3 protein-coding genes are annotated in these 10,213 nt (G+C 68.4%); 2 read left to right on the forward strand and 1 reads right to left on the reverse strand.

All coding sequences use genetic code 11. The features are described 5' to 3' along the window. The first annotated feature begins 80 nt into the window (after positions 1-80). Positions 81-632 carry a BTAD domain-containing putative transcriptional regulator gene (locus GWK61_RS49310; protein ID WP_194920609.1) on the forward strand — a complete coding sequence of 184 codons (552 nt, stop codon included), beginning with the start codon at positions 81-83 and terminating at the stop codon, positions 630-632. Here the strand turns inward: GWK61_RS49310 and GWK61_RS60285 are convergent. Further along, positions 629-3,250 carry a helix-turn-helix transcriptional regulator gene (locus GWK61_RS60285; RefSeq protein WP_194920610.1) on the reverse strand — a complete coding sequence of 874 codons (2,622 nt, stop codon included), beginning with the start codon at positions 3,248-3,250 and terminating at the stop codon, positions 629-631. The two genes, GWK61_RS49310 and GWK61_RS60285, sit on opposite strands and share 4 nt — an antisense overlap. A 342-nt stretch (positions 3,251-3,592) precedes the next feature. Here GWK61_RS60285 and GWK61_RS49320 point away from each other — a divergent pair. Beyond that, on the forward strand, positions 3,593-10,213 hold a 6,621-nt coding region (locus tag GWK61_RS49320; protein WP_438939825.1), incomplete at its 3' end, for a type I polyketide synthase.

Genomic DNA, 10,213 nt, shown 5'->3' on the forward strand with positions numbered 1-10,213 from the left:
TCCTCGACGCCGTCCGTGCCGGTGTAGAAGGATTTCACTTCGCCGTGCATGTTCACTGAGGCGAACGCCAGGTGCACGTCATGGTCGGACGGGTGTTTCGGGTTCAGCTTCCCGCCACCGCCGCCGCCGGTGACCACGAGCGGGCCATCCTCACCTTCGAGGGCGCCCTGGCTCTGTGGCGCGGCCCCGTGCTGGAGGACCTGCGGGACGGCCCGATCCTGCACGCGTTCGCCACCTGGCTGGAAGCGGCGAAGATCGACTGCATGGGGATGATGATCGAGTGCTACATGGCCCTGGGACGGCACCGCGAGGTGATCAGCCGGCTCCAGGCCCTGATCATGGACCACCCGCTCCGCGAAGACTTCTACTGCCTGCTGATGCTCGCGCTCTTCTACTCGGAGCGGCGCGCCGAGGCCCTGGACGTCTACCGGTCGGCCCGACGGCGGCTCCACGACGAATTGGGCTTGGAACCCTGTGACTCCCTGCAGGAACTCCAGCAGCGCATCCTCGGCAATGAGCAGGGCCGACGCCCACGCCGGCACGCGGCGACGGCCGCCGACGCGGTGACGCACGGCGCGACCGGTCCCCGGCCCCGCCGCGCATCGCCGCCCAGGAACCGGATGCCCGTCTAGCCGTCGGTCCGGCCGTCCGTCTCGACGGCCGTGAAAAGCCACTCGAGCCCCTGGCGGCCGGAGATGCCCAGCTTCCGGTAGATCCGCGTCAGATGCTGCTCCACCGTGCTCACCGTGAGGAACAGGCGGGCCGCCACATCGCGGTTGGACTCGCCCCGGCCCACCAGATGGGCCACGCGCCGCTCCGAGGCGGTGAGCCGGTCCAGCGACGCCTCCGACAGGAGTTCGGAATCACCCTCGGCCGGCTCGAGCCCGGGCTGGATCTGCTCGCACAGCGCCAGCGCGTGGCACTCCTCGGCCAGGCGCCAGGCACGCCGCCGGATCCGGCGTGCGCTCGCCGCGTCGCCCGCGGCCCCGTGCGCGGCTCCCAGATCCGCCATCGCCCGCGCCGCCTCGTACCGGTCCGCACTGCCGGCCAGCTCCTCGACCGCTGCGTGCAGGAGGCCGGTTCGCTCCGCGCCGTCGGCCAGGAGGGCTTGAATACGCAGCGTGGCGCCGCGCACGCTCCGGCTGCTGCGGTCCAGATCTCGGCTCTGCACGGCGACGGCGGCCCGAGCGCCGGACAGATCGCCGACCCGGATGAGGGCTTCGGTCAGCTCCAGTCTCCACGGCATCAGTGCCGGGCGGTCCACCCCCCAGCCGGCGGCGCGTTCGCCGATCCGGGTGAACGCCGCCAGCGCCCGGTCCGGATCCCCGGTGGCCAGCAGAAACCGCCCCCGGGCGCGGAGATACCCCAGGCTGCGCAGGCTGTCGTGCAGGCTGTCCGGCACCGGCAGGGCGAGCAGCCTGTCTGCCTTCTGATATTGGCCCATCTCCGTCCAGGCGAGGATTCTGCTGATGCGCAGGCCGATGTCGAACAAGGTGTCGGTGCGCAGGCGGGTCGCCTCCGCCGCCTGCCGCGCGAGGGCCTCCGCCTCCTGGAAACCGCCCTGGGCCAACGCGAACTCCGCCATGGCGGCGAGCAGCAGTGCGTGCCAGCCCGGCGCGTTCCGGCGTTCGGCGTCCACGGCGAGTTCCCGGGCGTGGGACATGGCGATGTGCGGCCGGTCGGCCGCCGCGAGCACTCGCAGGGAGTTGAGTATCTCCGGCAGCGTCTCCTCGGTGAGTGCCGAACCCCGGAGTCGTTCCTGGACCAGCTCCAGGTCTTCAGCGTCATCGGCTCCGTGACCCGAGCCGAACCACGCCACCGACGCGGGCAGCAGCGCCGGATATGCCTGTCGGGCGCCCGCGATCGGCCGGGGGCGCAGCAGCAGCGTCCGTTCCCACCACTGCTCCGCCAAGGTGCTGACGATCGTCGAGCCGCGGCTGTCCGCGGGGGGTGCGAGCTGTTCTCCGGCCTCGTCACCCTCTTCGTTCCACGCGTTGAGCAGAGCCCAGGTGATCAACTGCGCCGCTTCCCGCGGTCCGGCCGATACCGGCCTGGACGTGTCGAGCGCCTCACGGAGCGACTGCTCGGCCGTACACGGGTCATGTCGTGCGGTGATCGCGGCGATCCCGACCAGGGTCGCGGTGCGCAGATGTTCGTCAGGGTCCTGATGTGCGATGAGACCGAGGATCTGCAGCGCCTCCTGTGCGTGGTCCGCGGCGACCGCCTGCGCGGCGGCGTCACGCAGCACACTGATTCCCCAGCTTCCGGCCGTGCGCCGGGCGGCCACCAGATGGCGGGCGATCACCACCGACTCGGCACCCACCGCGTGCAGTGAGTGTGCGGCCCGCTCGTGCAGTTCCACCCGGCGTCCGGGCGGTTGCGCACCGAGGATCGTCGGTGCCATGACCGGGTGCCGGAACCGCAGGCCGTCCACCACGCCCACTTCGTTCAGGACGCGCAGTCCCCGCCGAACCGCGGACACGTCCCGCCGGAGCAGGACGCCCACGGCGTCCTCGGCCGCCTCCGCTCCCAGTACAGCCAGGCCCAGCGCCGTCTCCGCCGCTTCGCGGCCACTGCGCTCCAGACAGGTGAGCACGACTTGGCCGAACAACCCCCCTTCGGCCGGCTCCGTCCACGGCCCGGGTGCAGCGGACGGAGTGGCCGGTCCGAGACACTCATCCATCAGGGCTTGGGCAAGTAGAGGATTGCCACCGCAGAGCTCATAGACGTGCTCTGCCAGATCGGCGCTCCCTGTCAGGCCTGCGGCGTCCGCCTGGCTCGCGATTGCCGTCTGCGTGCTCCGAAAGTCTGTGACCAGACGCTTCGTCGCCGACCGTCCCAGCGCGCCGACGGGGATCACCCGTACCCGCGGCTGCCGCACCAGCACGGAGCTCAGGCGGTTGCGGTCCGGATCGCTGGTCGACGCCCTGGTGAACAGCAACGCGAGACCGTGCGCCGAGATCCCCTCGAGTATCGGCAGCAGGCGGTCGAGCTCGTTGGAGCCGACCAGGTGTACGTCGTCGATACAGGCCGCCAGCGGACGCCGCCCGATCGCGTCGGGCGAAAGCTGCGCGACCGCGTCGTCCAGCGTGAACAGTCGGCGCTCTCCGGCGACGGTCAGCCACCCGGACAGCGATCCGCCGTCGAACCACAGAACCGCCGCCCCGTCCGCCTCTGCTTTCTGCACGCCCAGGCGCATCAGTGCGGACTTCCCACATCCGGCGGCCCCCTGGGCCGCCGCCGTGCTCACGTTCCCGGCACCGGCCTCCGCGAGTACCCGGTGTATGGCACAGACCTGACTCTCACGCTCCAGAAGGCGTGTGGACGCCGAGTGCGCGGGCGGTTCGGCTCGGCCTGCGGTCGTGCTCGGCTCGTTCGGTCGGCATGTCCTTTTCATGGGGCCTCCGAATCCTTCGTGTCCTGCGGAACACGGCGGTCATCCTATCGGCGGCGGTATCGCCGGCCGCGGTTCGACCAGGCCACGGGGCCGCTTGAGGCGGTTTGGATTTAGAACGTGCCAAGCCCGTCCTTAGCCGTCCTGCCGAGCATGGACGCACTCGAGCAAAGCGGGCCGGAGGGACGGATCACCACGATGACGAGCGACCCGACGGACCGTGCGCACGGCTCCGACGCAACCGACCCCATCGCCGTCATCGGAATGGCCTGCAGGCTGCCCGGGGCTGAGGATCCCGCGCGGTTCTGGCAGTTGCTGCGCGACGGCGTCGACGCCGTCAGTCAGACCCCTGATGACCGCTGGCCGATGGAAGAGCTCTACGACGCCGACGTGTCGGCGCCGGGCAAGGTCAACTCGCGCCACGGCGGCTACCTCGACCGCGACACCGTCCTCGGTTTCGACGCCGCATTCTTCGGGATCAGTCCGCGCGAGGCGCGTCAGATGGATCCCCAGCAGCGCATCATGCTGGAGCTGAGCTGGGAGGCCTTCGAGGACGCGCGGATCGACCCGCTCACCGGTCTCGGGCCGGCCGACCCCGGCGACGCGGCATCCGTCGGGGTGTTCGTGGGGTCCATCTGGAGCGACTTCGCGACCCTTCTCAACCGCGGCGGCGTCGACCGGATCGGCAGGCACGCGCTCACCGGCACCCACCGCGGCATCATCGCCAACCGCATCTCGTTCTTCCACGGCCTGCGGGGGCCGAGCCTGGTCGTCGACACCGGACAGTCTTCCTCCCTGGTGGCGGTCCACCTCGCCTGCGAGAGCCTGCGGCGCGGCGAGAGCGTGCTCGCCCTCGCCGGCGGCGTCAACCTGGCCCTGGCGGGCGAGAGCCACATCACCGCGGGCAAGCTCGCCGGGTTCTCCCCCGACGGACACTGCTACACGTTCGATGCCCGCGCCAACGGCTACGTCCGTGCCGAAGGCGCGGGCCTGGTCGTCCTCAAACCGCTCCGGGCCGCACTCGACGACGGGGACCGGATCCACGCCGTCATCCGCGGCAGCGCCGTCAACAACGACGGCGGCGGCACCGGCCTGACCACCCCCAGCAGCCAGGCCCAGGAGGCCGTGATCCGCGCCGCCTGCCGCGCCGCCGGCGTGCCGCCCCACCAGGTCCAGTACGTCGAACTGCACGGCACCGGCACCAAGGTCGGCGACCCCGTCGAAGCCGAGGCGCTCGGCAACGCCCTCGGCAAGCCCCGCGAAGCCGACTCCCCACCACTGGCCGTGGGCTCCGTCAAGACGAACATCGGGCACCTCGAGGCGGCCGCGGGAATCGCGGGCCTGATGAAGACCGTGCTGAGCCTCAAGCACCGGGAACTGCCGGCCAGCCTGCACTTCGACACGCCCAACCCGCACATCCCGCTCGGCGAGCTGAACCTCCGGGTCCAGCGGGAGGCCGGGCCGTGGCCGGACGAGAGCAGGCCGCTGATCGCGGGCGTGTCCTCGTTCGGGATGGGCGGCACCAACGCGCATGTGATTCTCGAGCAGGCTCCCGAGCCGTATTCCGCCGATGTCGCCGGTTCCACCGGTTCTGGTGACGCTGATCAGGATGCTTTTTGCGTGTGGGTGCTGTCGGGGCGTTCGGTGGGGGCGTTGCGGGCTCAGGGTGGTCGGTTGGCCGGGGCGCTGGATCAGGCTGCTGGCGTCGATGTGAACGGAGTCGGTCGGGTGTTGGCCGGTCGGGCTCGTCTGGAGCATCGCGCGGTGCTGTGTGGGTCTGGGATGGAGTTGGCGGCGGGTCTGCAGGCGTTGGCTGATGGGCGCGAGCACGAGGGGCTGACCGTCGGTTTTGCCGGAGCGGCTCGGCCGCGGTGTGTGTTCGTGTATCCAGGCCAGGGTTCGCAGTGGCCCGGCATGGCTGCTGCTCTATACGGCTCGAGTCAGGCGTTCGCCGCGCGGTTGCAGGAGTGTGCTAGGGCGTTGCAGCCGTTTGTGGATTGGCCGGTGCTGGAGATGTTGACGTCGGGTTCTGGGGAATGGTCCCGGACTGATGTGGTGCAGCCGGCGTTGTTCGCGGTGATGTTGGGGATCACTGCTGCCTGGCAGGACCTGGGTGTTGTCCCGGATGCGGTGGTCGGTCACTCGCAGGGTGAGATCGCGGCGGCGGTGGCTGCCGGGGTGTTGTCGCTGGAAGACGGCGCCCGGTTGTGTGCGCTACGGGCCCGGGCACTATCCGGGCTGTCAGGCACTGGCGCGATGGCTTCGGTGCCGTTGCCAGCCGCTGACCTGACATCTGATCTGCCCACGCGGCTGGAGATCGCTGCAGTCAACGGGCCTCGGCACACCGTAATCGCGGGCCCGGCGGCTGTGGTGGCTGATTTTGTAGCGGAATGTCAGGCACGTGATGTTCGTGCCCGGCTGATTGACGTCGACTACGCCTCACACAGCGTTCATATCGAGAGTCTGCACTCGGTGCTGGCGGAGCTGAAAATCAGCCCGAGCCAGGGGCGGATCCCGTTCTATTCCACGGTCACCGCCGCACGCATCTCCGATACCACTGTGCTTGATGCCGCCTATTGGTGGCGGAACCTTCGGCAGCCGGTCCGGTTCCACGACACCGTTCAGGCGCTGCACGCCGACGGCTTCGGCATGTTCATCGAATCCAGCCCGCACCCGGTGCTGGTCCCCGCCCTGGAGCACAGCTTCGAGGACTTCGACACGGTGGTCATCGGCTCGCTACGCCGCGACCACGACGGCTTGCGACAACTGCTGGGCAACGCCGCCCGAGCCCACGTCCACGGCGCACCCTTCATCCCACCCGGCACCAGCTCACCTCAAAGCCCTGATCTACTACCGGACCTGCCGACCTACCCCTTTCAACACAAGCTGTTCCCTCTTCCCTTCGGCCCGATGGCGGAGTCCGGCGAGTCGAGGTCCAACGATCTCGACCTCGACCTCGACTCCGTTCCGCTAGAGACCGACGAGGTGAACGCCCTCGCCGTGCTCTTGGGCGGGCTCACCCCTGTCGAGCAAGACGCCCATCTCCTGGCGATGGTCCGCCGGCACGCGGCAGCAGTCCTCGGTCACGATTCGCTGGCGTCCATCACCAACGAGCAGACGTTCAAGAGCCTCGGACTCGACTCCCTGGGGGCGGTCGATCTGTCTGCCCGCCTTGCGAATGCGACAGGCGTGCCGGTTCCCTCGACCGTTCTCTTCAACTATCCGACGCCCACGGAGCTGGTCGTCCATCTTCGCGCGCGGATTCTGGGCAGCGGTACGGACTCGGTGCTGAGAAGCGCCACCGGAATCGACCTCGCCGAGCCGTTGGCCGTGGTGGGTATGGCGTGTCGGTTTCCTGGGGGTGTGGGTTCGCCGGAGGATTTGTGGGATCTGGTTCTCGGTGAGCGGGACGCGGTTGGGACTTTTCCCACGGATCGTGGGTGGGATGTGCAGGGTCTTTATGATCCGGATCCGGATCGGGTGGGGTTTTCGTATACGCGATCGGGTGGCTTCTTGTTTGATGCTGGCGGGTTTGATGCGGAGTTTTTCGGGATCAGTCCGCGTGAGGCGTTGGCGATGGATCCGCAGCAGCGGTTGTTGTTGGAGACGGCGTGGGAGGCGGTGGAGCGGTCGGGGCTGGATCCGACGGCATTGCGCGGCACCCGAACAGGGGTCTTCACCGGTGCGATGACACAGGAATACGGCCCGGGCTTGAGCGCGTCTTCTGACAACCTGGGCGGATATCTGCTTACTGGCGGCAGTATCAGCGTCGCGTCGGGCCGTGTTTCGTATGTGTTGGGGTTGGAGGGTCCCGCGGTTTCCGTGGATACCGCGTGTTCGTCGTCGTTGGTGGCGTTGCATTTGGCGGGGCAGGCGCTGCGGGCCGGGGAGTGCGACCTGGCACTGGCCGGTGGCGTGACGGTGATGGCCGGACCGGGTTTGTTCGTCGACTTCAGCCGGCAGCGGGGACTGTCGCGGGACGGACGATGTAAGGCCTTTGCCGCCGCTGCCGACGGCACGGGCTTCAGCGAAGGTGTCGGCCTGTTGGTGCTGGAGCGGTTGTCTGATGCGGCGCGTGCTGGACGTCGGGTGTGGGCGGTGGTTCGGGGGAGTGCGGTCAATCAGGATGGGGCGAGTAATGGTTTGACGGCGCCGAATGGCCCGTCTCAGGAGCGTGTGATCGCCCAGGCTTTGGCGAACGCCGGTTTGGTCGCGGCAGATGTGGACCTGATAGAAGGCCACGGGACCGGCACCGTATTGGGTGATCCGATCGAGGCCCAAGCCGTGGCCGCGACCTATGGCCGGAATCGAGCCGTTGCAGATCCGGTGTATCTGGGTTCGTTGAAGTCGAACATCGGTCATGCCCAGGCTGCTGCGGGGGTCGGCGGTGTGATCAAGGCCGTGATGGCGATGCGCGCCGGGGTGCTGCCGAAGACACTGCACGTCGACGCCCCCAGCCCGCACGTGGACTGGGCCGGCAGCGGGGTGAGCCTGCTGACGGAGACCAGGCCTTGGCCCGAGACCGGACGCCCACGCAGGGCCGCGGTCTCCTCTTTCGGCATCAGCGGCACCAACGCCCATGTGATCTTGGAGCAGGCTCCCGAGCCGGCTTCGGCTGATGTTGCTGGTGAGGACGCTCTTGCTGTGTGGGTGGTGTCGGGGCGTTCGGCGGGGGCGTTGCGAGCTCAGGGCGGTCGGTTGGCCGAGGTGCTGGATCAGCCCAGCGGCCTCGATGTGGCCGGGGTCGGTAGGGCATTGGCCGGTCGGGCTCGTTTGGAGCATCGCGCGGTGTTGTGCGGGTCTCGGTCAGAGTTGACGACGGGCTTGCAGGCGTTGGCTGAGGGCCATGAGCATGAGGGTTTGACCATCGGCTTTGCCGGCTCAGATCGGCCGCGGTGTGTGTTCGTGTATCCGGGTCAGGGTTCGCAGTGGCCGGGCATGGCTGCTGCTCTTTACGGTTCGAATTCGGCATTCGCGGCGCGGCTGCAGGAGTGTGCTGAGGCCTTGCAGCCGTTTGTGGACTGGCCCGTGCTGGAGATGTTGACATCAGGTTCTGGGGAATGGTCGCGGACAGATGTGGTGCAGCCGGCGTTGTTCGCGGTGATGTTGGGGATCACTGCTGCCTGGCACGACCTGGGTGTTGTCCCAGATGCGGTGGTAGGCCATTCGCAAGGTGAGATCGCGGCAGCTGTGACTGCGGGGGTGCTGTCGCTGGAGGACGGCGCCCGGTTGTGTGCTCTGCGGGCCCGAGCGCTATCCGGGCTGTCGGGTACAGGCGCGATGGCTTCGGTGCCGCTGCCGGCCGCCGATTTGCCTGCGGGGCTGGAGATCGCCGCAATCAATGGGCCTCGGCATACCGTAATCGCGGGCCCGGCAGCTGTGGTGGCTGATGTTGTGGCGGAGTATCAGGCTCGCGATGTTCGTGCCCGGCTGATTGATGTCGACTACGCCTCACACAGTGTCCATATCGAGAGTCTGCACTCGGTGCTGGCGGAGCTGAAAATCAGCCCGAGCCAGGGGCGGATCCCTTTCTATTCCACGGTCACCGCCGCCCGCGTCACCGATACCACTGTGCTCGATGCCGCCTATTGGTGGCAGAATCTGCGTCGCCCGGTTCGATTCCACGACACGGTTCTGGCGCTGCACGCCGACGGCTTCGGCATGTTCATCGAGTCCAGCCCGCACCCGGTGCTGGTCCCCGCCCTGGAACACAGCTTCGAGGACTTCGAGACAGTGGTCATCGGCTCGCTACGCCGTGACCACGACGGTTTGCGACAGCTGCTGGGCAACGCCGCCCGAGCCCACGTCCACGGCGCACCGTTGATCCCACCCGGCACCAGTACCAACCCGGTTCCTGAGTCGCTGCCCGACCTCCCGACCTACGCCTTCCAACACTCCCGCTACTGGCTGGCTCCGGCTGCCGGGGGTAGCGCCGAGGCGTTGGGCCAGGATCCTGGTAGGCATCCGTTGCTGGACGCGATGGTCGCCCACCCCGATGGCAGCATCACCGGAACCGCGGTATTGACTGCGGATCGGAGTGCGTGGATTCGTGATCACGCACTGTATGACACGGTCGTGCTTCCGGGCGCCGCGTTGCTGGAACTGGTCCTGAACATCGCAGCCGGCACCGAGCACCCCCATCTGCAAGAACTCACGTTGTACGCCCCGCTGATCCTGCCGGAAGACCACCGGTTCCAGCTGAACATCACCTACCGACCCGACACCGACACCGCCACTGCCACCGTCCACACCCGCCCGGCCGACTCCGACGAGCCGACCGCGTGGACGCATCACGCCACAGCCGTCCTCACCGCCGAACCCTCGGGAACAGCCGCAGTGTCTCCGCCGAAGCAGGGTGCGAGGGCCACTGCACCTGCGACGTTCTATGCGGATCTTTACGACCGCGGCTACCACTACGGCCCGGTGTTCCAAGGGCTTACCGATATCCGACACCACGGTCACCAGGCCTGGGCCACCGCGACCCTGCCCGCAGTTGCCGCCGTCGACGGGTTCCTGCTGCATCCCGCGCTGCTGGACGCCGCACTGCACACCGTCTTCCTCACCACCGACACCGACCAGCTCAACGCTGCCCCGCAGCTCCCGTTCACCTTCACCGACACCACAATCCACCGGCGCCTGGCCGCCCCCACCACCGTCGGCATCTACACCACGACCGAGGGCGCCACCCACACCATCACCATCACCGGCTCCGACAACGCACCCATCCTGACCACCCACCTCACCACCCGGACCCTGAACCCCCAGGACTTCGCCGCGCCGATCGACCAGTCAGTGTTCGAACTGAACTGGATCCAGATC

It is taken from the genome of Catenulispora rubra, from assembly GCF_015356825.1.
In the GTDB taxonomy this organism is placed as follows: domain Bacteria; phylum Actinomycetota; class Actinomycetes; order Streptomycetales; family Catenulisporaceae; genus Catenulispora; species Catenulispora rubra.

Coding starts and splice junctions, on each gene's coding strand:
- GWK61_RS49310 (WP_194920609.1), top strand. CDS start 81: ATGGTCGGACGGGTGTTTCGGGTTCAGCTTCCCGCCACCGCCGCCGCC.